The organism is Planomonospora parontospora (assembly GCA_014647935.1).
Taxonomy (GTDB): domain Bacteria; phylum Actinomycetota; class Actinomycetes; order Streptosporangiales; family Streptosporangiaceae; genus Planomonospora; species Planomonospora parontospora.
Genome location: BMQD01000003.1, coordinates 242,117 through 263,233, shown reverse-complemented (window position 1 = coordinate 263,233; position 21,117 = coordinate 242,117). Strand labels below are relative to the sequence as shown.

General features: G+C 66.8%; 28 protein-coding genes. All 28 read right to left on the bottom strand.

Annotated elements, in window-relative coordinates:
* Positions 1–77 precede the first annotated feature (77 nt).
* Positions 78–728: an adenylate kinase gene (locus tag IEZ07_RS06620; RefSeq protein ID WP_191893947.1), complete on the bottom strand. Its 651-nt coding sequence runs from the start codon at positions 726–728 to the stop codon at positions 78–80.
* A complete protein-coding gene (gene secY, locus IEZ07_RS06615; RefSeq protein ID WP_191893946.1) occupies positions 728–2,041 on the bottom strand; it encodes a preprotein translocase subunit SecY in 1,314 nt (437 codons plus the stop codon). Before secY ends, IEZ07_RS06620 begins: the two co-directional genes overlap by 1 nt.
* 175 nt (positions 2,042–2,216) lie before the next feature.
* Positions 2,217–2,672: a 50S ribosomal protein L15 gene (gene rplO / locus IEZ07_RS06610; RefSeq protein ID WP_068896550.1), complete on the bottom strand. Its 456-nt coding sequence runs from the start codon at positions 2,670–2,672 to the stop codon at positions 2,217–2,219.
* A gap of 1 nt (position 2,673) precedes the next feature.
* Complete coding sequence (gene rpmD / locus IEZ07_RS06605) at positions 2,674–2,856, bottom strand: 50S ribosomal protein L30 (protein WP_068896549.1); 183 nt, start codon at positions 2,854–2,856, stop codon at positions 2,674–2,676.
* Positions 2,857–2,859: 3 nt separating this feature from the next.
* Positions 2,860–3,492 (bottom strand): 30S ribosomal protein S5, encoded by a 633-nt coding sequence (rpsE, locus tag IEZ07_RS06600; protein WP_068896548.1) that lies wholly within the window; start codon positions 3,490–3,492, stop codon positions 2,860–2,862.
* 61 nt (positions 3,493–3,553) lie between these two features.
* Positions 3,554–3,937 (bottom strand): 50S ribosomal protein L18, encoded by a 384-nt coding sequence (gene rplR / locus IEZ07_RS06595; RefSeq protein WP_068896547.1) that lies wholly within the window; start codon positions 3,935–3,937, stop codon positions 3,554–3,556.
* Positions 3,938–3,939: 2 nt separating this feature from the next.
* On the bottom strand, positions 3,940–4,482 hold the full coding sequence (rplF, locus tag IEZ07_RS06590) for a 50S ribosomal protein L6 (RefSeq protein ID WP_068896546.1): 543 nt from the start codon (positions 4,480–4,482) through the stop codon (positions 3,940–3,942).
* 16 nt (positions 4,483–4,498) lie between these two features.
* Positions 4,499–4,897 carry a 30S ribosomal protein S8 gene (gene rpsH / locus IEZ07_RS06585; protein ID WP_068896545.1) on the bottom strand — a complete coding sequence of 133 codons (399 nt, stop codon included), beginning with the start codon at positions 4,895–4,897 and terminating at the stop codon, positions 4,499–4,501.
* A gap of 147 nt (positions 4,898–5,044) precedes the next feature.
* The gene (locus IEZ07_RS06580) at positions 5,045–5,230 is read right to left on the bottom strand and encodes a type Z 30S ribosomal protein S14 (protein WP_068896544.1); all 186 of its coding nucleotides are present in this window, start codon (positions 5,228–5,230) and stop codon (positions 5,045–5,047) included.
* Between the two features lie 2 nt (positions 5,231–5,232).
* Positions 5,233–5,802 (bottom strand): 50S ribosomal protein L5, encoded by a 570-nt coding sequence (rplE, locus tag IEZ07_RS06575; RefSeq protein ID WP_068896543.1) that lies wholly within the window; start codon positions 5,800–5,802, stop codon positions 5,233–5,235.
* Positions 5,802–6,092, bottom strand: a complete 291-nt coding sequence (gene rplX / locus IEZ07_RS06570; RefSeq protein WP_204054298.1) for a 50S ribosomal protein L24 — start codon at positions 6,090–6,092, stop codon at positions 5,802–5,804. Before rplX ends, rplE begins: the two co-directional genes overlap by 1 nt.
* Positions 6,093–6,101: 9 nt before the next feature.
* Positions 6,102–6,470, bottom strand: a complete 369-nt coding sequence (gene rplN / locus IEZ07_RS06565; protein ID WP_068896541.1) for a 50S ribosomal protein L14 — start codon at positions 6,468–6,470, stop codon at positions 6,102–6,104.
* A gap of 261 nt (positions 6,471–6,731) precedes the next feature.
* On the bottom strand, positions 6,732–7,013 hold the full coding sequence (gene rpsQ, locus IEZ07_RS06560) for a 30S ribosomal protein S17 (RefSeq protein ID WP_068896540.1): 282 nt from the start codon (positions 7,011–7,013) through the stop codon (positions 6,732–6,734).
* Entirely contained in the window at positions 7,006–7,242 is a 237-nt protein-coding gene (gene rpmC / locus IEZ07_RS06555; protein WP_026214152.1) for a 50S ribosomal protein L29, read from the bottom strand. The genes rpsQ and rpmC overlap by 8 nt, the downstream gene beginning before the upstream one ends.
* A complete protein-coding gene (gene rplP, locus IEZ07_RS06550; protein ID WP_068896539.1) occupies positions 7,242–7,661 on the bottom strand; it encodes a 50S ribosomal protein L16 in 420 nt (139 codons plus the stop codon). Before rplP ends, rpmC begins: the two co-directional genes overlap by 1 nt.
* 2 nt (positions 7,662–7,663) lie before the next feature.
* Entirely contained in the window at positions 7,664–8,524 is an 861-nt protein-coding gene (rpsC, locus tag IEZ07_RS06545; RefSeq protein ID WP_068896538.1) for a 30S ribosomal protein S3, read from the bottom strand.
* The gene (gene rplV, locus IEZ07_RS06540) at positions 8,524–8,877 is read right to left on the bottom strand and encodes a 50S ribosomal protein L22 (protein WP_068896537.1); all 354 of its coding nucleotides are present in this window, start codon (positions 8,875–8,877) and stop codon (positions 8,524–8,526) included. Before rplV ends, rpsC begins: the two co-directional genes overlap by 1 nt.
* A gap of 113 nt (positions 8,878–8,990) precedes the next feature.
* On the bottom strand, positions 8,991–9,269 hold the full coding sequence (rpsS, locus tag IEZ07_RS06535; RefSeq protein ID WP_068896536.1) for a 30S ribosomal protein S19: 279 nt from the start codon (positions 9,267–9,269) through the stop codon (positions 8,991–8,993).
* A gap of 11 nt (positions 9,270–9,280) precedes the next feature.
* The gene (rplB, locus tag IEZ07_RS06530) at positions 9,281–10,117 is read right to left on the bottom strand and encodes a 50S ribosomal protein L2 (protein ID WP_068896535.1); all 837 of its coding nucleotides are present in this window, start codon (positions 10,115–10,117) and stop codon (positions 9,281–9,283) included.
* A gap of 89 nt (positions 10,118–10,206) precedes the next feature.
* The gene (gene rplW, locus IEZ07_RS06525; protein ID WP_068896534.1) at positions 10,207–10,506 is read right to left on the bottom strand and encodes a 50S ribosomal protein L23; all 300 of its coding nucleotides are present in this window, start codon (positions 10,504–10,506) and stop codon (positions 10,207–10,209) included.
* Positions 10,506–11,153 carry a 50S ribosomal protein L4 gene (rplD, locus tag IEZ07_RS06520; protein ID WP_191893944.1) on the bottom strand — a complete coding sequence of 216 codons (648 nt, stop codon included), beginning with the start codon at positions 11,151–11,153 and terminating at the stop codon, positions 10,506–10,508. The genes rplW and rplD overlap by 1 nt, the downstream gene beginning before the upstream one ends.
* Positions 11,150–11,803 carry a 50S ribosomal protein L3 gene (rplC, locus tag IEZ07_RS06515; RefSeq protein WP_068896532.1) on the bottom strand — a complete coding sequence of 218 codons (654 nt, stop codon included), beginning with the start codon at positions 11,801–11,803 and terminating at the stop codon, positions 11,150–11,152. The genes rplD and rplC overlap by 4 nt, the downstream gene beginning before the upstream one ends.
* Positions 11,804–11,817: 14 nt before the next feature.
* Positions 11,818–12,126: a 30S ribosomal protein S10 gene (gene rpsJ / locus IEZ07_RS06510; protein ID WP_030912931.1), complete on the bottom strand. Its 309-nt coding sequence runs from the start codon at positions 12,124–12,126 to the stop codon at positions 11,818–11,820.
* A gap of 292 nt (positions 12,127–12,418) precedes the next feature.
* The gene (tuf, locus tag IEZ07_RS06505; RefSeq protein WP_068896531.1) at positions 12,419–13,612 is read right to left on the bottom strand and encodes an elongation factor Tu; all 1,194 of its coding nucleotides are present in this window, start codon (positions 13,610–13,612) and stop codon (positions 12,419–12,421) included.
* Between the two features lie 91 nt (positions 13,613–13,703).
* Positions 13,704–15,752, bottom strand: coding sequence for an elongation factor G (fusA, locus tag IEZ07_RS06500; RefSeq protein ID WP_239319644.1), 2,049 nt, complete (start codon positions 15,750–15,752; stop codon positions 13,704–13,706).
* Between the two features lie 87 nt (positions 15,753–15,839).
* Positions 15,840–16,310, bottom strand: coding sequence for a 30S ribosomal protein S7 (gene rpsG, locus IEZ07_RS06495; RefSeq protein ID WP_068896530.1), 471 nt, complete (start codon positions 16,308–16,310; stop codon positions 15,840–15,842).
* A gap of 2 nt (positions 16,311–16,312) precedes the next feature.
* Positions 16,313–16,684 (bottom strand): 30S ribosomal protein S12, encoded by a 372-nt coding sequence (gene rpsL / locus IEZ07_RS06490; RefSeq protein ID WP_012887826.1) that lies wholly within the window; start codon positions 16,682–16,684, stop codon positions 16,313–16,315.
* 523 nt (positions 16,685–17,207) lie between these two features.
* Positions 17,208–21,095: a DNA-directed RNA polymerase subunit beta' gene (locus tag IEZ07_RS06485; RefSeq protein ID WP_068896529.1), complete on the bottom strand. Its 3,888-nt coding sequence runs from the start codon at positions 21,093–21,095 to the stop codon at positions 17,208–17,210.
* Positions 21,096–21,117: the final 22 nt, after the last annotated feature.

Below are 21,117 nucleotides of genomic sequence, written 5' to 3'. Positions count from 1 at the left end.
TGCCCTAGAAGCCTCTCCTAACGACAGCACGCCACCTGCGGGGCGCTTCCCGCGGGTGGCGTGCCGGATGAGAATCGCTAGTCGACGTAGGGCGCCAGGGCCTCCATCGCGCGGCGGGTGACCTCTTCCACCGGGCCGGCCGCGTCCACCCCGACGAGGATCTTCTCGTCGGCGTAGAACGAGACCAGCGGAGCGGTCTGCTCCTGGTAGACCTCCAGCCGGCGCCGGACGGTCTCCTCCTTGTCGTCATCCCTCTGGTAGAGGCTGCCGCCGCAGGCGTCGCAGATGTCGTCCTTCTTGTCGTCGAAGTCGACGTGCCAGATGCGGCCGCACTGGCCGCAGGTCCGGCGGCCCGCGAGACGGCGGACCACCTCCTCCTCGTCGACCACGAGCTCCAGGACGACGTCCAGCGCGACCCCGAACTCCGCGAGCATCTTCTTCAGGATCTCGGCCTGGGGCACGTTCCTGGGGAAGCCGTCGAGCAGGAAGCCGTCCCGCGCGTCGTCCTCGGAGAGGCGGTCGCGGACCATGGCGATGGTCACCTCGTCGGGCACGAGGTCGCCGCGGTCCATGTACTCCTTGGCAAGCTTGCCGAGCTCCGTACCGCCCGAGACGTTGGCACGGAAGATATCCCCTGTCGAGATCTTCGGGATTGACAGGTTCGATGCGATGAACTGGGCCTGAGTCCCCTTACCCGCTCCGGGGGGCCCCACCAGGACGAGGCGCACTACTTCAGGAAGCCTTCGTAGTTGCGCTGCTGCAGCTGGCTCTCGATCTGCTTCACGGTGTCAAGACCGACACCCACCATGATCAGAATGCTCGTGCCTCCGAACGGGAAGTTCTGGCTCGCTCCGACCAGCGCCAGCGCGACGATCGGCACCATGGAGATCAAGCCCAGATAGAGCGATCCCGGAGCCGTGAGTCGCGAGAGCACGTAGTTCAGGTACTCGGCCGTCGGGCGTCCCGGGCGGATGCCCGGGATGAAACCACCGTACTTCTTCATGTTGTCGGCGACTTCAACGGGGTTGAAGGTGATGGACACGTAGAAGTAGGTGAAGAAGACGATCAGGAGGAAGAACGTGATCATGTAGGCCGGGGTGTCGCCGGTGACCAGGTTCTGCTGGATCCACTGCACGACCGCGTTCGGCTCCTCCGTGCCGCTGAACAGGGTCGTGACCAGCTGCGGCAGGTAGAGCAGCGAGGAGGCGAAGATGACCGGGATGATGCCGGCCTGGTTCACCTTCAGCGGGATGTAGGTGGAGGTCCCGCCGTACATCCGGCGGCCGACCATGCGCTTGGCGTACTGCACCGGGACCCGGCGCTGGGCCTGCTCGACCATGACGACCAGGGCGATCATCGCGATGCCGACGGCCATGACCACGGCGAAGACGAACGCGCCCTTCTGGCGGCCGATGTTCAGCAGCTCGGACGGGAAGACCGCGATGACCTGGGTGAAGATCAGGATGGACATGCCGTTGCCGACGCCGCGGTCGGTCACGAGCTCGCCCAGCCACATGATCACGGCGGTGCCCGCGGTCATCACCAGGACCATCGTCACGATGGCGAAGATGTTGTCCTTGTCGAGCAGGACCTCCTGGCGGCAGCCGGGGAACAGCTGGCCGCTGCGCGCGAGCGCGATGAAGGCGGTCGACTGCAGGATCGACAGGCCGATCGTCAGGTAACGCGTATATTGAGTGATCTTGGTCTGGCCCGCCTGCCCCTCCTTCTTGAGGGCTTCGAGGCGGGGGATGACCACGACCAGGAGCTGGAGGATGATGCTCGCGGTGATGTACGGCATGATGCCGAGCGCGAAAACGGACAGCTTCAGCAGCGCGCCGCCGCTGAACAGCTGCACCATCCCGTAGATATTGCCCGCATCGCCGGCCTGCGCCTCCTTGAGGCACAGGGCGATGTTTTCGGTGTGAACACCCGGAGTCGGAAGAACCGAGCCGAGACGGAACAGCGCGATGATGCCCAGTGTGAAGAGCAACTTCTTACGCAGGTCCGGCGTACGGAACGCTCGGGTAAACGCGGTCAGCACGGTCCCTCCTGCGCGCCTGAAAGGCGAGGTCGGTCAGCGATGGTGCGGGGGTGATCCATCTTGGTATCTCAAGTCAACGAGTCCGTGGAAATGAGTTGACACTCATTGTCCAGCGAACTCTAACGCACCGCGGGCGCGGAGGCCCAGAAGGGCCCCCGCGCCACGTGATTGATGCCTACAGCTCGGAGGCGGAGCCCCCGGCGGCGGCGATCTTCTCCTTGGCGCTGGCGGAGAAGGCGTGCGCCTGCACGTTCAACGCCACGGAGATCTCGCCGGTTCCCAGAACCTTCACGAGCTGGTTCTTGCGGACCGCACCCCGGGCGACCATGGCCTCGACGGTGACGTCGCCACCCTCGGGGAACAGCTCGCCGAGCCGGTCCAGGTTGACGACCTGGTAGGTCGTCTTGAACAGGGCGTTGGAGAAGCCCTTGTACTTGGGCAGACGGCGCTGGAGCGGAACCTGGCCACCCTCGAAGCCGAGGGGGACCGTGTTCCGGGACCGCGTGCCCTTGGTGCCGCGACCGGCGGTCTTGCCCTTGGACGCCTCGCCGCGGCCCTTGCGGACCTTCGACTTGTTGGCGCCCGGAGCCGGCCGCAGGTGGTGGATGCGGAGCGGAGTGTTCTCTGCCATGTCAGTCGACCTCTTCCACGGTGACCAGGTGCGTCACCACGGAGACCATGCCGCGGATCTCCGGGCGGTCCTCCTTGACGACGACGTCGCCGATGCGCTTCAGACCCAGCGAGCGCAGCGAGTCACGCTGGTTCTGCTTGCCGCCGATCTTCGAGCGGACCTGAGTGATCTTCAGGCGTGCCATCGACTAGCTCACCGCCTTCGCCGCCGCGGCCTCCGCGATGCCCTCGGCGCGAGCCTTGAGCATCGCCTTGGGAGCGACGTCCTCGATCGGCAGGCCGCGGCGGGCCGCGATCTCCTCGGGGCGGCTGAGGCCCTTCAGAGCGGCCACCGTGGCGTGCACGATGTTGATCGGGTTGTCCGAGCCGAGCGACTTGGACAGGACGTCGTGGATGCCGGCGCACTCCAGCACGGCGCGCACCGGACCACCGGCGATGACGCCGGTACCCGGCGAGGCCGGACGCAGGAAGACGACGCCGGCGGCCTCTTCACCCTGCACGATGTGCGGGATGGTGCCCTGGATGCGGGGCACCCGGAAGAAGTGCTTCTTCGCCTCTTCGACGCCCTTGGCGATGGCCGCGGGGACTTCCTTGGCCTTGCCGTAGCCGACACCGACCATGCCGTTACCGTCACCGACGATAACCAGGGCGGTGAAGCTGAAGCGACGACCACCCTTCACGACCTTGGCCACCCGGTTGATCTTCACGACGCGCTCGATGTACGAGACGCCCTTGTCAGCGCTGCCACCGCGGCGGTCGTCACGACGACCGTCACGCCGCTCGCCACCGGCGGCGCCACCGCGACGCGGAGCTCCGGCCATCAGTGGTTCCTCTTCTCATTCGTCATACGGGCCATCAGTTGCGATCCTCGGGACGGAGTCATCAGAACTCCAGCCCGCCTTCGCGTGCGCTGTCCGCGAGGGCCGCGAGGCGGCCTGCGTAGCGGTTGCCACCGCGGTCGAACACGACCGCGGAGATACCGGCAGCCTTGGCCCGCTGAGCGATGAGCTCGCCGACCTGCTTCGCCTTGTCGGTCTTGGCGCCCTCGGCCGTGCGCAGCGAGCTCTCCATGGTGGAGGCGCTCACCAGCGTGTGGCCCTGGGTGTCGTCGACGATCTGCACGAACAGGTGTCGGGTGGAGCGGTTGACGACCAGGCGCGGACGCGCGGCCGTACCGACCACCTTCTTGCGGACTCGGCCGTGGCGGCGGGCCCGCGAGACGGCGCGGGCGGCCGTGTGCTTGCCGAACGCAGTCTTGCCAGCCATGCCTACTTACCAGCCTTTCCGACCTTGCGGCGGATAACTTCACCCTGGTAGCGCACGCCCTTGCCCTTGTACGGGTCGGGCTTGCGCAGCTTGCGGATGTTCGCGGCGATCTCGCCGACCTTCTGCTTGTCGATGCCGTCCACGTGGAACAGCGTCGGCTTCTCGACGCGGAAGGTGACGCCCTCGGGGGCGTCCACGATCACCGGGTGACTGAAACCGAGGGCGAACTCGAGCTGAGTCGGACCCTTGGCCTGGACGCGGTAACCGACGCCCACGATCTCCAGGGTCTTGGAGAATCCCTGGGTCACGCCCGTCACCATGTTGGCGATCAGCGTGCGGGACAGACCGTGGAGCGCACGGACCTTGTTCTCGTCGCTGGGACGCGTGACGGCGACAGTGCCGTCCTCCGCCCGAGCGACCTCGATCGGCTCCGCCACCGTGTGCGAGAGCGTGCCCTTGGGGCCCTTGACCGTGACATCCCGACCGTCGATGGTGACGTCGACGCCGCTCGGTACAGGGATGGGCAGCCGTCCGATTCTCGACATGCTGTATGCCTCCCTTCTACCAAACGTAGGCGAGGACTTCCCCGCCCACACCACGCTTGCCGGCCTGCTTGTCGGTCATGAGGCCGCCGGACGTCGAGATGATCGCGACGCCCAGTCCGCCCAGGACTCGAGGCAGGTTGTCCTTCTTTGCATAGACCCGCAGGCCGGGCTTGGAAACCCGGCGCAGGCCCGCGAGCGAACGCTCACGGTTCGGCCCGAACTTGAGCTCCACCACGAGGTTCTTTCCGACCTTGGCGTCCTCGACGCTCCAGGCCTGGATGTAACCCTCCTGCTGGAGGATCTCGGCGATGTGCGCCTTGATCTTCGAGTACGGCATCGCCACGGTGTCGTGGTACGCCGAGTTCGCGTTTCGCAGACGCGTCAGCATGTCTGCGATCGGGTCGGTCATCGTCATGGCCGGTGGCCTTCCTCACCGCGGTTTCCCCAGGGGACCTACGGTGCGGTCATGGGCGCTTTCTTCGAACAGCGCCCGGTGAATATGACTTCTCTGGTACGGCCGGCGCCGCGCGGCCCCGCGACGGATCGCGGAGACCGCGCGCGACTACCAGCTCGACTTGGTGATGCCGGGCAGCTCGCCCCGGTGCGCCATCTCACGGAAGCAGATGCGGCACAGGCCGAACTTCCTGAACACGGCGCGGGGACGACCACAGCGCGAGCACCGGGTGTAGGCCCGGACCTCGAACTTGGCCTTGCGAGCAGCCTTGACCTTGAGCGACGTCTTCGCCATGATCAGGCCTCCTTGAAGGGGAAGCCGAGGTGCTTCAGCAGCGCCCGGCCCTGGTCGTCGGTCTTGGCGGTGGTCACGACCGTGATGTCCATGCCACGCTGCCGGTCGACCTTGTCCTGGTCGATCTCGTGGAACATGACCTGCTCGGTGAGACCGAAGGTGTAGTTGCCGTTGCCGTCGAACTGCTTCGGCGACAGGCCGCGGAAGTCGCGGATACGGGGAAGCGCCAGGGACAGCAGACGGTCCAGGAACTCCCACATGCGGTCGCCGCGCAGCGTGACGTGCGCACCGATCGGCATGCCCTCGCGCAGCTTGAACTGGGCGATGGACTTGCGGGCCCGCACGACGGCCGGCTTCTGACCGGTGATGACCGTGAGGTCGCGGACGGCGCCCTCGATCAGCTTGGAGTCGCGGGCCGCCTCACCGACACCCATGTTCACCTTGATCTTGGTGATCGTGGGGATCAGCATGACGTTCTCGAACCCGAACTCCTCCTGCAGCTTCGCGGCGATCTCCTCGCGGTAACGCTGCTTGAGGCGAGGGAGCGTGCGCTCTTCAGAGGTGGCAGTCATCAGTTGTCCTCACCCGACTCGTCGGCCTTCTTGTCGGCCTTCTTGGCGGGCTTCTCGTCATCCTTGAGCTTCTTGACGTTGCTCACGTGGATGGGAGCCTCCATGGTCTGCACGCCGCCGGTCTTGGCGCCGCGCGGGCCCTGCAGGCTCTCCTTGACGTGCTTCTTGATCATGTTGACGCCTTCGACCACCACGCGGTCCTCGCGCGGGAGGGCGGCGATCACACGACCCTTGGCACCCTTGTCCTTGCCGGCGATGACCTGGACCAGGTCACCCTTCTTCACATGCAGCTTCGACATTTACAACACCTCCGGCGCGAGCGAGATGATGCGCATGAACTTCTTGTCACGCAGCTCGCGGCCGACGGGACCGAAGATACGCGTGCCGCGAGGGTCACCGCTGTCCTTGATGATGACGGCGGCGTTCTCGTCGAAGCGGATGTAGGAGCCGTCGGGCCGGCGGCGCTCCTTGACAGTGCGGACGACGACGGCCTTGACCACGTCGCCCTTCTTCACGGTGCCGCCGGGAATGGCGTCCTTGACAGTGGCGACGATGATGTCGCCGATACCGGCGTAGCGCCGACCCGAGCCGCCGAGCACCCGGATGCAGAGGACTTCCTTCGCACCCGTGTTGTCGGCGACCTTGAGTCGCGACTCCTGCTGGATCACGTCTACTCCTGTTTGTCTCGCCGGTTCTCGCCCCGGGCGGGCGAGCCTTGCGGAACCTACTGTGGTCTTTTTCCCCCGGCGACAGCCCGTCCGCCCGGGTCCGCCGCACCCCGCAGCCGGTCCGTCATGTGACGCACCGGCCCGTCCGGGGCCCGGTCTCCCTGGCCGGCGACCGCCGCCGCAGGCGGTGCGGGGGCGAGCCCCCACACCCTTGGACGCCGTCGTGGGGGGTGGACCTGCCACCCCCCACGAGGCGCGTTGCTACTTGGCCTTCTCGAGGATCTCGACGACCCGCCAGCGCTTGCTGGCCGACAGCGGCCGGGTCTCCATCAGGAGGACGCGGTCGCCGACGCCGCAGCTGTTGGCCTCGTCGTGCGCCTTGTACTTGGTCGTCCTGCGGATGACCTTGCCGTACAGGCGGTGCTTGACGCGGTCCTCGACGGCGACGACGACAGTCTTGTCCATCTTGTCGCTGACGACCAGACCCTCGCGGGTCTTGCGGTAGTTCCGCGCCTCGGTCGTGCTCTCAGTTGCTTCAGCCATCGCTCGACTCCTTCTCAACCGTCACAATGCCGAGCTCCCGCTCGCGCATCACGGTGTAGATACGGGCGATCTCGCGGCGGACGGCGCGCAGCCGCCCGTGGCTCTCCAACTGGCCGGTCGCGGCCTGGAAGCGGAGGTTGAACAGCTCCTCCTTGGCTTCCTTCAGCTTCTGGACCAGGGTGTCCTGGTCCTCCACCCGCAGCTCACCGGCGGTCAGGCCCTTAGCCATCACGCCTCACCCACTTCACGCTTAACGACCTTGCACTTCATCGGGAGCTTGTGGATCGCCCGCTTCAGCGCCTCACGGGCCACCGGCTCGGCGACACCGGAGAGCTCGAACATGACGCGACCGGGCTTGACGTTGGCGATCCACCACTCCGGCGAACCCTTACCGGAACCCATGCGGGTCTCGGCCGGCTTCTTGGTGAGCGGACGGTCCGGGTAGATGTTGATCCAGACCTTGCCGCCACGCTTGATGTGGCGGGTCATCGCGATACGAGCCGACTCGATCTGGCGGTTGGTCACGTAGGAGTGCTCAAGCGCCTGAATGCCGTACTCGCCGAACACGACGCGCGTGCCGCCCTTGGCGGCGCCGCTGCGGTCGGGCCGGTGCTGCTTGCGGTGCTTGACCCTGCGCGGGATCAGCATGGTCAGCTCCCTTCAGCACCCGGCTGCGCAGCCGGGCCGGTCTCGGGGGCGGCCTGCGAAGCCGCCTCGGTCCTGGGTGCACGGTCGCCGCGGCCGCCGCCACGACGGGGACGGTCGCCACCGGCGCCGCCACCACGACGGGGACGGTCGCCACCGGCGCCGCCGCCACGACGGTCGTCACGCTCGCGACGCTGGCCCGCACGGGCGCCGGCGGCAGCCGCCTCACGCTCGGCGCGGCTGGTCGGAGCCTCACCCTTGTAGATCCACACCTTCACGCCGATGCGGCCGAAGGTGGTACGGGCCTCGTACAGGCCGTAGTCGATGTCCGCGCGGAGCGTGTGCAGGGGCACGCGGCCCTCGCGGTAGAACTCCGAGCGGGACATCTCGGCGCCGCCCAGACGACCGGAGCACTGCACCCGGATGCCCTTGGCGCCGCTCTTCATGGCCGACTGCATGGCCTTGCGCATGGCCCGCCGGAACGAGACACGGCTGGACAGCTGCTCGGCCACGCCCTGGGCGACGAGCTGGGCGTCGATCTCGGGGTTCTTGACCTCGAGGATGTTCAGCTGGACCTGCTTCTTGGTCAGCTTCTCGAGGTCGCCCCGGATCCGGTCCGCCTCGGCGCCGCGGCGGCCGATGACGATGCCCGGACGGGCGGTGTGGATGTCGACCTGAACCCGGTCGGTGGTCCGCTCGATCTCGACCTTGGAAATGCCGGCCCGCTCCATGCCCTTCTTCAGCATGCGGCGGATCGCCACGTCCTCGGCCACGTACGACTTGTAGAGCTTGTCGGCGTACCACCGGCTCTTGAAGTCGGTCGTGATGCCGAGGCGGAACCCGTGCGGGTTGACCTTCTGACCCACTAGCGGGTCCTCCCCTTCGGCTCGCGGGACTCCACGATCACGGTGATGTGGCTGGTCCGCTTGTTGATCCGATAGGCACGACCCTGGGCGCGGGGACGGAACCGCTTCAGGGTGGGGCCCTCGTCGACCCAGGCACGGCTCACGACGAGCGTGTCACGGTCGAGGTTGAAGTTGTGCTCCGCGTTCGCAATGGCGCTGGACAGCACCTTGTACACGGTCTCGCTCGCCGACTGGGGAGCGAACTGCAGCACGGCCTGCGCCTCCGAAGCGGGCAGCCCGCGAATGAGGTCCACCACGCGGCGGGCCTTCATGGGCGTGTGGCGCGCGAATCGCACCTGAGCCCTGGCTTCCATCGCTTACTCCTCTTACCTTCTGCTTCGTATGGGGCGAGTCCGCCTCGCCTTGCCCGACCGGTACGGCTCTCGCCCTCCGGCCGTTCGCGGCTCGGCTTCCTCTCCCCAGGCGCTTATCGCCGGCTGCGGCGGTCTTCCTTGACGTGGCTGCGGAAGGTCCGCGTGGGCGCGAACTCACCGAGCTTGTGACCGATCATCGCCTCGGTGACGAACACCGGGACGTGCTTGCGGCCGTCGTGGACGGCGATCGTGTGACCGATCATGTCGGGCACGATCATGGAGCGCCGCGACCACGTCTTGATGACGTTCTTGGTGCCCTTCTCGTTCTGAGCGTCCACCTTCTTCTGAAGGTGGTCGTCCACGAAGGGACCCTTCTTAAGGCTACGTGGCATTTCGGCTGCTCCTACCGCTTCTTCCGCTTGGTCCGACGACGGATGATCAGGCGGTCGCTGGCCTTGTTCGCCGCACGGGTCCGTCCCTCGGGCTTGCCCTTGGGGTTGACCGGGTGACGACCGCCGGACGTCTTGCCCTCACCACCACCGTGCGGGTGGTCGACCGGGTTCATCGCGACACCGCGGACGGTGGGGCGCTTGCCCTTCCACCGCATGCGGCCGGCCTTACCCCAGTTGATGTTGCCCTGCTCGGCGTTGCCGACCTGGCCGATGGAGGCCCGGCAGCGCACGTCGACCTGGCGCATTTCGCCGGAGGGCATACGCAGCGTGGCGTACTGGCCCTCCTTGGCGAGCAGCTGGATCTGCGCACCGGCGGACCGGCCCAGCTTGGCGCCGCCGCCCGGACGGAGCTCCACCGCGTGGATGAAGGTACCGGTCGGGATGTTGCGCAGCGGGAGGCAGTTACCCGGCTTGATGTCGGCCGCGGGGCCGTTCTCGATCTTGTCGCCCTGCTTGAGGCCGGTCGGGCAGAGGATGTAGCGCTTCTCCCCGTCGGCGTAGTGCAGCAGCGCGATCCGGGAGGTGCGGTTCGGGTCGTACTCGATGTGAGCGACCTTGGCCGGGATCCCGTCCTTGTCGTGGCGCCGGAAGTCGATGATCCGGTAGGCGCGCTTGTGACCGCCGCCCTGGTGGCGGGTGGTGACCCGGCCGTGGACGTTGCGGCCGCCCTTGCTGTGCAGCGGGGCGAGCAGCGACTTCTCGGGCGTGCTGCGGGTGATCTCGGCGAAGTCCGAGACACTCGAGCCGCGGCGACCCGGGGTCGTCGGCTTGTACTTACGGATGCCCATCTTTTTCGTTCATCCTTTGTCGGTTGATCCGGCCGAATGCCCCCGCCTCCCGGCGGGGGCGCTCGGCGCGTCACTTACTGGCGAGCGGTTCAGCCCTGACCGAAGATGTCGATCCGGTCGCCCTCGACCAGGCTCACGATCGCACGCTTGGTGCTCGGGCGCTGGCCGTAGCCGAACTTGGTCCGCTTGCGCTTGCCCTGGCGGTTGATGGTGTTGACGCTCGCCACCTTGACGCCGAAGATCTGCTCGATGGCGATCTTGACCTGCGTCTTGTTGGCCGTCTTCCGCACCAGGAACGTGTACTTGTTGTGCTCGTCGATCAGGCCGTAGCTCTTCTCGGAGACAACCGGCTTGATGATGATGTCGCGCGGGTCGGCGATCTTCTCCATCAGGCGTCTTCCTTCCCGCTCTTGCTCAGACGCGTGACGACCTGGTCGTACGCCTGCTGAGTGAAAACGACGTCGTCGTAGCAGAGCACGTCGTACGTGTTGAGCTGCCCGGCGTCCAGCAGGTGGACCTCCGGGGCGTTGCGCAGGCTCATCCAGGTGAGCTCGTCGCCCTCGTCGACGACGACCAGGACGCTACGAGCCTGCGTGATCTTCCGCAGCGACTCGAGGGCCGCCTTGGTCTTGGGGGTCTCGCTGGAGACCAGGCCGCTGACCACGTGGACGCGGCCGCCGTTCGCCCTGTCGGAGAGGGCGCCGCGCAGCGCGGCGGCCTTCATCTTCTTGGGGGTCCGCTGCGAGTAGTCGCGCGGGACCGGGCCGTGGACGGTGCCGCCGCCGGTGAACTGCGGAGCGCGGGTCGAACCCTGACGGGCGCGGCCGGTGCCCTTCTGGCGGTACGGCTTCTTGCCGCCACCGCTGACCTCACCGCGGGTCTTGGCCTTGTGGGTGCCCTGCCGGCGAGCGGCGAGCTGGGCCACGACCACCTGGTGGATCAGCGGGACGTTGACCTTGGCTCCGAAGATGTCCTCGGGCAGGTCGACCGAGCCGGCCTTCGTGCCGCTGGCGTCGAGGACGTCAATGGTGCTCACTTGGCAGCCCCCTTCTTGGCAGCGGTGCGGATGAGGACCAGGCTGCCGTTGGCGCCGGGAACCGCACCCTTGATGAGGATGAGGCCCTTCTCGGCGTCCACGGCGTGGATCTTCAGGCTCTGGATGGTGGTGCGGACGTTGCCCATCCGACCGGCCATGCGCAGGCCCTTGAAGACGCGGCCCGGGGTGGCGCAGCCACCGATGGAGCCCGGCGAGCGGTGCTTGCGCTGGGTACCGTGCGAGGCGCCCAGACCACCGAAGCCGTGACGCTTCATGACACCCGCGAAGCCCTTGCCCTTGCTCTTGCCCGTCACGTCGACGAACTGGCCGGCCTCGAAGGCGTCGGCCGCGATCTCCTGGCCGATGGTGTAGTCGGCCGCGTCGTCCGTACGGATCTCCGTGAAGTAACGGCGCGGGGTGATGTCGTGCTTGCGCAGGTAGTCGCCGAGCGGCTTGTTGACCTTCCGCGGGTCGACCTGTCCGAAGCCGAGCTGAACGGCGGAGTAGCCGTCCTTCTCGGGGGTGCGGACGCGGGTCACGACGCACGGACCGGCCTCGACCACGGTCACCGGGACCATGCGGTTGTCCGCGTCGAAGACCTGGGTCATGCCGAGCTTCTTGCCCAGGACGCCCTTGATCTGCTTAGCCATGTCAGTGCGTTCCCTCAGAGCTTGATCGAGATGTCAACGCCGGCGGGGAGGTCGAGTCGCATGAGCGAGTCGACCGTCTTCGGCGTCGGGTCGATGATGTCAATCAGCCGCTTGTGCGTGCGCATCTCGAAGTGCTCGCGGCTGTCCTTGTACTTGTGCGGCGAGCGGATGACGCAGTACACGTTCTTCTCCGTCGGCAGCGGAACCGGGCCCGCGACCTTAGCGCCAGTCCGCGTCACCGTCTCGACGATCTTCTTGGCCGAAACGTCGATGACCTCGTGGTCATAGGCCTTGAGCCGAATGCGGATCTTCTGTCCCGCCATAATGGCCTCGGTGTCCTTCGCTGTCGTCTGAAAAAGTTACATGCGGCCGGCGGCCGCTATATGCGGATCCGGGCCCGTCACGCCTTCCGGCGGTCCGGTCCGTCTCCTGTCCCCACGTAGCAGACGTTCGAGATCTGCGCTTTCTTCCGTGATCTGGCAGTCGCTTCGGTCACATCCGGCCGAAGCAGCTGCGAGATCACGGTTCGTGGGTCGCGTGTGGAGCCACGGGAGCCCCGCGCGGCGCGGCGACCGGCCTCTTCTTGCGAGAGCCGGCCGCCGCCCCGTGGTCGTACTACTTGAGGATCTTGGTGACGTTGCCCGCACCGACGGTGCGGCCACCCTCACGGATCGCGAACTTGAGGCCTTCCTCCATCGCGATCGGCTGGATGAGCTGGACGGTCATCTCGGTGTTGTCACCGGGCATGACCATCTCGGTGCCCTCGGGGAGGTTCACGACACCGGTCACGTCAGTCGTACGGAAGTAGAACTGCGGACGGTAGTTGTTGAAGAACGGCGTGTGGCGGCCGCCCTCGTCCTTGGCCAGGATGTAGACCTGGGCCTCGAACTCGGTGTGCGGGGTGGTCGTGCCCGGCTTGATGATGCACTGGCCGCGCTCGACGTCCTCACGCTTGATGCCGCGCAGGAGCAGACCGACGTTGTCACCGGCCTGGCCCTCGTCGAGCAGCTTGCGGAACATCTCGACGCCGGTGACCGTGGTGGTGGTCTTCTCCTGCTTGATGCCGATGATGTCGACGGTCTCGTTGACCTTGACGATGCCGCGCTCGATACGGCCGGTCACGACGGTGCCGCGGCCGGTGATCGAGAAGACGTCCTCGATCGGCATCAGGAACGGCTTGTCGACGTCACGGGTCGGCTCGGGCACGTTCTCGTCGACGGCGGTCATCAGCTCGATGATGCTGTCGCCCCACTTCTGGTCGCCCTCAAGGGCCTTCAGAGCGGAGACGCGCACGACCGGCAGGTCGTCGCCGGGGAACTCCTGAGCCGAGAGCAGCTCGCGGACCTCGAGCTCGACGAGCTCCAGGATCTCCTCGTCGTCGACCATGTCGGCCTTGTTGAGGGCCACGACGATGTAGGGGACGCCGACCTGGCGGGCCAGGAGGACGTGCTCCTTCGTCTGCGGCATCGGACCGTCGGTGGCGGCGACCACGAGGATCGCGCCGTCCATCTGGGCCGCACCGGTGATCATGTTCTTGACGTAGTCGGCGTGACCGGGGCAGTCCACGTGGGCGTAGTGGCGCTTCTCGGTCTGGTACTCGACGTGGGCGATGGAGATCGTGATACCACGAGCCTTCTCCTCGGGCGCCTTGTCGATCTTGTCGAACGGGGTCGCCTCGTTGAGCTCAGGGAAACGCTCGTGGAGCACCTTGGTGATCGCCGCGGTCAGAGTGGTCTTGCCGTGGTCGATGTGCCCAATGGTGCCGATGTTTACGTGCGGCTTGGTCCGCTCGAACTTGGCCTTGGCCACTGGTCTGTCTCCTTAGAGATTCTGACTTGACTTTCGTCTTTTCACTCGGGTTCGGGGAGGCCGGCCCCGGAGGGGCCGGCCTGGCAGAGAACTACTCGCCCCGGACCTTCGCGACGATCTCCTTGGCGATGTGCTGGGGCACTTCCGCGTAGGAGTCGAACTGCATGCTGAAGCTCGCACGTCCCTGCGTCTTGCTACGGAGGTCGCCCACGTAGCCGAACATCTCAGAGAGCGGCACGATCGCCTGGACGACACGGGCGCCTGCGCGCTCGTCCATCGCCCGGATCTGCCCGCGGCGACCGTTGAGGTCACCGATGACGTCACCCATGTAGTCCTCGGGGCTGATGACCTCGACGGCCATCACCGGCTCCAGGATTACGGCGTCCGCCTTGCGCGCGGCCTCCTTGAAGGCCATCGAGCCAGCGATCTTGAAGGCCATTTCGGACGAGTCCACCTCGTGGTAGGCGCCGTCCTGCAGGGTGACCTTCACCCCGACCATGGGGTAACCGGCGAGAACACCGAACTCGGCGGCCTCCTGGGCACCCGCGTCGACCGACGGGATGTACTCCCGCGGGATGCGGCCACCGGAGACCTTGTTCTCGAACTCGTACCCGTCGTTGCCCTCGCCCAGCGGCTCAATGTCGATGATGACCTTGGCGAACTGGCCGGAACCACCGGTCTGCTTCTTGTGGACGTAGTCGACCTTCTCCACCTTGCGGCGGATGGTCTCCCGGTAGGCCACCTGCGGCCGGCCGACGTTGGCCTCGACCTTGAACTCGCGACGCATCCGGTCGACGAGGATCTCCAGGTGAAGCTCGCCCATGCCCCAGATGACCGTCTGACCGGTCTCCTCGTCCCGGCGGACCTGGAAGGACGGGTCCTCCTCGGCCAGCCGCTGGATGGCGGTGCTGAGCTTCTCCTGGTCGCTCTTCGTCTTGGGCTCGATCGCGACGTTGATGACCGGGGCCGGGAACGTCATCGACTCCAGGACGACCGGGTTGGCCGGGTCGCACAGGGTGTCACCGGTGGTGGTGTCCTTCAGGCCCATCACGGCGACGATCTGACCGGCGTGCGCGGACGGGCGCTCCTCGCGCTTGTTCGCGTGCATCTGGTAGATCTTGCCGATCCGCTCCTTCTTGCCCTTCACCGAGTTGACCACAGCGGTGCCGGTCTCGAGCGTGCCCGAGTAGATGCGGATGTAGGTGAGCCGGCCCAGGTGCGGGTCACTCATGATCTTGAAGGCGAGTGCGGAGAACGGCTCGTTCACGTCCGCGTGACGCTCGACGACCTGCTCCTCGTTGCCGGCCGCGTGGCCCTTGAAGGCCGGGATGTCGGTCGGCGCGGGGAGGTAGGCGACGATCGCGTCGAGCAGGGGCTGGATGCCCTTGTTCTTGAACGCGGTGCCGGTCAGGACCGGGTTGATGGCGCTGGCCAGCGTGGCGCGGCGGATGGCCGCGACCAGCTGCTCCTCGGTGGGCTCGACGCCCTCGAGGAAGAGCTCCATCAGCTCGTCGTCGTGCTCGGCGACGGTCTCGACGAGCTTGTCACGCCACTCGCGGGCGGCCTCGGCGTGGTCCGCCGGGATGTCCACGGTCTCGTACATCTCGCCCTTGGCCGCCTCGGCGCTCCAGAGCAGGCCCTTCATCTTCACCAGGTCGATGACGCCCTTGAAGCCGGCCTCGACGCCCCAGGGAAGCTGGATGACGGCGGGCGTGGCGTTCAGGCGGTTGACCATCATGTCGACGCAGCGGTGGAATTCCGCGCCGACCCGGTCCATCTTGTTGACGAAGCAGATGCGCGGCACGCCGTAACGGTCGGCCTGACGCCACACCGTCTCGGACTGGGGCTCGACACCCGCCACGCCGTCGAACACGGCGACGGCACCGTCGAGGACGCGCAGCGAGCGCTCCACCTCGATGGTGAAGTCCACGTGACCCGGCGTGTCGATGATGTTGATCGTGTGGCCGAGCCATTCGCAGGTGGTGGCAGCGGAGGTGATGGTGATACCACGCTCCTGCTCCTGCTCCATCCAGTCCATGGTGGCTGCGCCCTCGTGGACTTCACCGATCTTGTACGTGATACCGGTGTAGAACAGGATGCGCTCGGTCGTCGTGGTCTTGCCCGCGTCGATGTGGGCCATGATCCCGATGTTGCGGACCTTGGCCAGGTCAAGAGCGGTCGTGGTGGCCACTTCTCTCGCGTCCTCGTCGTCTCGTCGAACCCGCTGTTACCAGCGGTAGTGGGCGAAGGCCTTGTTGGACTCGGCCATCTTGTGGGTGTCCTCGCGCTTCTTGACGCTCGCGCCGAGGCCGTTGCTGGCGTCGAGGAGCTCGTTCATGAGGCGCTCGGTCATGGTCTTCTCGCGGCGGGCGCGGGAGTACTGCACCAGCCAACGCAGGGCCAGGGTGGTGCTGCGCGCGGCGCGCACCTCGACCGGGACCTGGTAGGTCGCGCCACCGACACGGCGGCTGCGGACCTCGAGGGTGGGCTTGACGTTGTCCAGCGCGCGCTTCAGGGTGACGACCGGGTCGTTGCCCGTCTTCTCCTTGCACCCTTCCAGTGCGCCGTAGACGATCGACTGCGCGATGGAGCGCTTGCCGTCCAGGAGCACCTTGTTGATGAGCGCGGTGACCAGCGGCGAGTTGTGGACCGGGTCAGCCATGAGCTGACGACGGCCAGGAGAACCCTTGCGAGGCATTCTTACTTCTCCTTCTTCGCGCCGTAACGGCTACGGGCCTGCTTGCGGTTGCGGACACCCTGGGTGTCGAGCGAACCACGGATGATCTTGTAGCGAACACCCGGCAGGTCCTTCACACGACCACCGCGGACGAGCACGATGCTGTGCTCCTGGAGGTTGTGACCGACACCCGGGATGTAGGCCGTGACCTCGATGCCGTTGGTGAGCCGGACACGCGCGACCTTGCGCAGCGCCGAGTTCGGCTTCTTCGGGGTCGTGGTGTAAACGCGCATGCAGGTGCCGCGTCGCTGGGGGCTGGCCTTGAGCGCCGGGGTCTTGGTCTTGGTGACCTTGTCCTGGCGGCCCTTGCGGACCAGCTGCTGAATCGTAGGCACCGCGTCTCCGTTCGTGCTTGCCGGTAATTCGAATGGTCGTTCATTTCGCAGGTACTGCCGGTGTCATGACCTGCTGGTTTTCCGTCCACTCCGACCCACGCGGTCGGGCGTGTCGCGCTCTTGTCGCGCCACTCCCGAGCTAGGCCGGCCCAGTGGAGGAGACCACACGGCGCCTCCGTCGACTCCCCGTGGGAAACCTGCCGACGCGCACGCGTGAGGGCCCATGAAGCCACGGGCACGAAGATAGAGACTACCCAGTCAAGCGCAACACGTCAAAACCGCTGCACCTGCCGGGCGCTGTCGCAAGCGTCCGAATCCGTGTCATGGCTCCCGCGACCGGTTTCCGGCCGATCGCTGTCGGGTCCCCGCATGAGTTTACCCGTTGCGGACGACCTCTCCGGCCGTTCTCCTCATAACGTACAGCTTCCGCCGCAAAGATCAGGTCAAGCCGTACCAACAGATACGGCGCCCGGGTCCCCGAAGGGACCCGGGCGCCGCTCAGGACCTGCCCGCGACCGAGAGGTCAGCGGTTGTACTGGCCGAAGTCGTACTCCTCCAGCGGCACGGCCTCACCAGAGCCCGAGCCGAAGGTGTAGTCCGCGGCCGAGCCGTCGTAGCCGCCGACGGTGTACATCGCGGCCTTGGCCTCCTCGGTGGGCTCCACCCGGATGTTGCGGTACTGCGGCATGCCGGTACCGGCCGGGATGAGCTTTCCGATGATGACGTTCTCCTTGAGACCGAGGAGCGAGTCCGACTTGGCGTGGATCGCCGCGTCGGTGAGCACCCGGGTGGTCTCCTGGAAGGACGCCGCCGACAGCCAGGACTCGGTGGCGAGCGAGGCCTTGGTGATGCCCATGAGGACCGGACGGCCGGAGGCCGGCGTACCGCTCTCCGCCACGCACTCGCGGTTCATCCGCTCGAAGCGCGGCCGCTCGACGAGCTCACCGGGGAGCATGTCCGTGTCACCGGACTCCAGCACGTTCACGCGCTTGAGCATCTGGCGCACGATGATCTCGATGTGCTTGTCGTGGATCGACACACCCTGCGAGCGGTAGACCTGCTGGACCTCGGCCACCAGGTGCAGCTGCACGGCCCGCGGGCCGAGGATGCGCAGCACCTCGTTGGGGTTGACGGCACCGGCGATCAGCTGCTGGCCGACCGAGACCCGCTGGCCGTCGGAGACCAGCAGACGCGACCGCATCGACACCGGGTAGGCGATCTCGTCCGAACCGTCGTCCGGCGTGATCACGATCTTCCGGGTCTTGTCGGTCTCGTCGATGCGGACCCGGCCCTCGGCCTCGCTGATCGGGGCGACGCCCTTGGGGATGCGCGCCTCGAAGAGCTCCTGCACACGGGGCAGACCGTGGGTGATGTCCGCACCCGCCACACCACCGGTGTGGAAGGTCCGCATCGTCAGCTGCGTGCCCGGCTCACCGATCGACTGGGCGGCGATGATGCCGACCGCCTCGCCGACGTCCACCAGCTTGCCGGTCGCGAGCGAACGGCCGTAGCAGGTGGCGCAGACACCGATCTTGGCCTCGCAGACGAGCGCGCTGCGAGTCCTGACGGTCTCCACACCGGCCTCGACCAGCGCGGTCACGTGGCTGTCGTTGATGTCGACGCCCGCCGACGCGATGACCTTGCCGTCCACCTCGACGTCCTCGGCCAGGATGCGGCCGTGCACGTTGCTCTCGGCGTTCTCCGCCTTGACGAGGTTGCCGGAGGCGTCGCGCTCACCGACGTGCAGCGGGACCGCGCGGTCGGTGCCGCAGTCGATCTCGCGGATGATGACGTCCTGCGCGACGTCCACCAGACGACGGGTCAGGTAACCCGAGTCGGCGGTCCGCAGCGCGGTGTCCGCCAGACCCTTTCGCTGTCCGTGGGTGGAGATGAAGTACTCCAGCACCGACAGGCCCTCGCGGAACGAGGCCTTGATCGGCCGCGGGATCGTCTCGCCCTTGGTGTTGGACACCAGACCGCGGATGCCGGAGATCTGGCGGACCTGCATCAGGTTTCCTCGGGCGCCCGACTGGACCATCATCCAGACCGGGTTGGTCTTCGGGAACGCCTTCTGCATGTCGTCGGTCACGTCGCTGGTCGCGTGCGTCCAGATCTCGATGAGCTCCTGACGGCGCTCCTCGTCCGTGATGAGACCGCGCTCGTACTCCCGCTGGACCTTGTCGGCCCGGCGCTCGTACGACTCCATGATCTCGGCCTTGTTCGGCGGCGCGATGACGTCCTCGATGGAGATCGTCACACCGGCGCGGGTGGCCCAGTAGAAGCCCGCGTCCTTGAGCGCGTCCAGCGCGGCCGCGACCTCGACCTTCGGGTACTTCTCCGCCAGCTCGTTGACGATGACCGAGAGCTGCTTCTTGCCGACCTGGAAGTTCACGTACGGGTAGTTCGCCGGCAGCGTCTGGTTGAACAGGCACCGGCCCAGCGTGGTCTCCAGGCGGTAGGAGTCGCCCGGCTCCCAGCCCTCGGGAGCCGCCCAGCCGCGAGGCGGCGGGACGTCGCCCTTCAGCCTGATCTGGATCTTGGCCTGGATGTCCAGCTCGCGCCGGTCGAAGGCCATGAGCGCCTCGGAGACCGAGCCGAAGACCCGTCCCGCGCCGACGGCGTTCTCGTCGTCGTCCTTGATCGTGGTCAGGGAGTAGAGACCGATGATCATGTCCTGGGTGGGCATGGTCACCGGCTTGCCGTCGGCCGGCTTCAGGATGTTGTTGGTGGACAGCATCAGGATGCGGGCCTCGGCCTGGGCCTCGGCCGACAGCGGCAGGTGGACGGCCATCTGGTCGCCGTCGAAGTCCGCGTTGAACGCGGTGCAGACGAGCGGGTGGATCTGGATGGCCTTGCCCTCGACCAGCTGCGGCTCGAAGGCCTGGATGCCCAGGCGGTGCAGGGTGGGCGCGCGGTTGAGCAGCACGGGGTGCTCGGTGATGACCTCTTCGAGGACGTCCCACACGACCGGGCGGGCCCGCTCCACCATGCGCTTGGCCGACTTGATGTTCTGCGCGTGGTTCAGGTCGACCAGGCGCTTCATCACGAACGGCTTGAACAGCTCCAGCGCCATCTGCTTGGGCAGACCGCACTGGTGCAGCTTCAGCTGCGGGCCGACGACGATGACCGAACGGCCGGAGTAGTCGACTCGCTTGCCCAGGAGGTTCTGGCGGAAGCGGCCCTGCTTGCCCTTGAGCATGTCGCTCAGGGACTTCAGGGGCCGGTTGCCGGGCCCGGTGACCGGACGGCCGCGGCGGCCGTTGTCGAACAGCGCGTCGACGGCCTCCTGGAGCATCCGCTTCTCGTTGTTCACGATGATCTCGGGCGCGCCGAGGTCGAGAAGCCGCTTGAGGCGGTTGTTCCGGTTGATCACCCGGCGGTACAGGTCGTTCAGGTCCGAGGTCGCGAACCGGCCACCGTCGAGCTGCACCATCGGGCGCAGGTCCGGCGGGATGACCGGGATGCAGTCCAGGACCATGCCGTTGGGCGAGTTGCGGGTGTTCAGGAAGGCGGAGACGACCTTGAGACGCTTGAGCGCGCGGGCCTTCTTCTGGCCCTTGCCGCTGCGGATCGTCTCGCGGAGGTTCTCTGCCTCGGCCTCGAGGTCGAAGTTGGACAGGCGCTCCTGGATGGCCTGGGCACCCATGCCGCCGCGGAAGTAGCGGCCGAAGCGGTCGCGCATCTCGCGGTAGAGCAGCTCGTCGCCCTCGAGGTCCTGGACCTTGAGGTTCTTGAAGCGGCTCCAGACCTCGTCCAGCCGGTCCAGTTCGCGCTGGGCCCGGTCGCGGAGCTGGCGCATCTCGCGCTCGGCGCCCTCGCGGACCTTGCGGCGCTGGTCGCCCTTGGCGCCGGCGGCCTCCAGCTCGGCCAGGTCGGACTCGAGCTTCTTCTGCCGGGCCTCGACGTCCGCGTCGCGGCGCTGCTCGACGTGCTGGCGCTCGACGGAGATCTTCGCCTCGAGCGACGGCAGGTCGCGCTCACGCAGGTCCTTGTCGACGTGCGTGATCATGTAGGCCGCGAAGTAGATGACCTTCTCGAGGTCCTTCGGGGCCAGGTCGAGCAGGTATCCCAGCCGGGACGGGACACCCTTGAAGTACCAGATGTGCGTGACGGGCGCGGCCAGCTCGATGTGGCCCATCCGCTCACGCCGTACCTTGGCACGGGTCACCTCGACGCCGCAGCGCTCGCAGATGATGCCCTTGAAACGGACGCGCTTGTACTTACCGCAGTAGCACTCCCAGTCCCGGGTCGGGCCGAAGATCTTCTCGCAGAAGAGTCCGTCCTTCTCGGGCTTGAGGGTCCGGTAGTTGATCGTCTCGGGCTTCTTGACCTCACCGTGCGACCACTGGCGAATGTCGTCGGCCGTCGCGAGGCCGATCCGAAGCTCGTCGAAGAAGTTGACGTCCAGCACTTGTATTCCCCTCCTCAGCTTC

Bases quoted from the DNA above. Each gene is read 5' to 3' on its own strand.
- rplO (WP_068896550.1), bottom strand. From the start codon at position 2,672: ATGGCAGAGAACACTCCGCTCCGCATCCACCACCTGCGGCCGGCTCCG.
- rpmD (WP_068896549.1), bottom strand. From the start codon at position 2,856: ATGGCACGCCTGAAGATCACTCAGGTCCGCTCGAAGATCGGCGGCAAG.
- rpsE (WP_068896548.1), bottom strand. From the start codon at position 3,492: ATGGCCGGAGCTCCGCGTCGCGGTGGCGCCGCCGGTGGCGAGCGGCGT.
- rplR (WP_068896547.1), bottom strand. From the start codon at position 3,937: ATGGCTGGCAAGACTGCGTTCGGCAAGCACACGGCCGCCCGCGCCGTC.
- rplF (WP_068896546.1), bottom strand. From the start codon at position 4,482: ATGTCGAGAATCGGACGGCTGCCCATCCCTGTACCGAGCGGCGTCGAC.
- rpsH (WP_068896545.1), bottom strand. From the start codon at position 4,897: ATGACGATGACCGACCCGATCGCAGACATGCTGACGCGTCTGCGAAAC.
- IEZ07_RS06580 (WP_068896544.1), bottom strand. From the start codon at position 5,230: ATGGCGAAGACGTCGCTCAAGGTCAAGGCTGCTCGCAAGGCCAAGTTC.
- rplE (WP_068896543.1), bottom strand. From the start codon at position 5,802: ATGACTGCCACCTCTGAAGAGCGCACGCTCCCTCGCCTCAAGCAGCGT.
- rpsQ (WP_068896540.1), bottom strand. From the start codon at position 7,013: ATGGCTGAAGCAACTGAGAGCACGACCGAGGCGCGGAACTACCGCAAG.
- rpmC (WP_026214152.1), bottom strand. From the start codon at position 7,242: ATGGCTAAGGGCCTGACCGCCGGTGAGCTGCGGGTGGAGGACCAGGAC.
- rplP (WP_068896539.1), bottom strand. From the start codon at position 7,661: ATGCTGATCCCGCGCAGGGTCAAGCACCGCAAGCAGCACCGGCCCGAC.
- rplV (WP_068896537.1), bottom strand. From the start codon at position 8,877: ATGGAAGCCAGGGCTCAGGTGCGATTCGCGCGCCACACGCCCATGAAG.
- rpsS (WP_068896536.1), bottom strand. From the start codon at position 9,269: ATGCCACGTAGCCTTAAGAAGGGTCCCTTCGTGGACGACCACCTTCAG.
- rplB (WP_068896535.1), bottom strand. From the start codon at position 10,117: ATGGGCATCCGTAAGTACAAGCCGACGACCCCGGGTCGCCGCGGCTCG.
- rplW (WP_068896534.1), bottom strand. From the start codon at position 10,506: ATGGAGAAGATCGCCGACCCGCGCGACATCATCATCAAGCCGGTTGTC.
- rplC (WP_068896532.1), bottom strand. From the start codon at position 11,803: ATGGCTAAGCAGATCAAGGGCGTCCTGGGCAAGAAGCTCGGCATGACC.
- rpsJ (WP_030912931.1), bottom strand. From the start codon at position 12,126: ATGGCGGGACAGAAGATCCGCATTCGGCTCAAGGCCTATGACCACGAG.
- fusA (WP_239319644.1), bottom strand. From the start codon at position 15,752: ATGGCCCACATCGACGCGGGCAAGACCACGACGACCGAGCGCATCCTG.
- rpsG (WP_068896530.1), bottom strand. From the start codon at position 16,310: ATGCCTCGCAAGGGTTCTCCTGGCCGTCGTCAGCTCATGGCTGACCCG.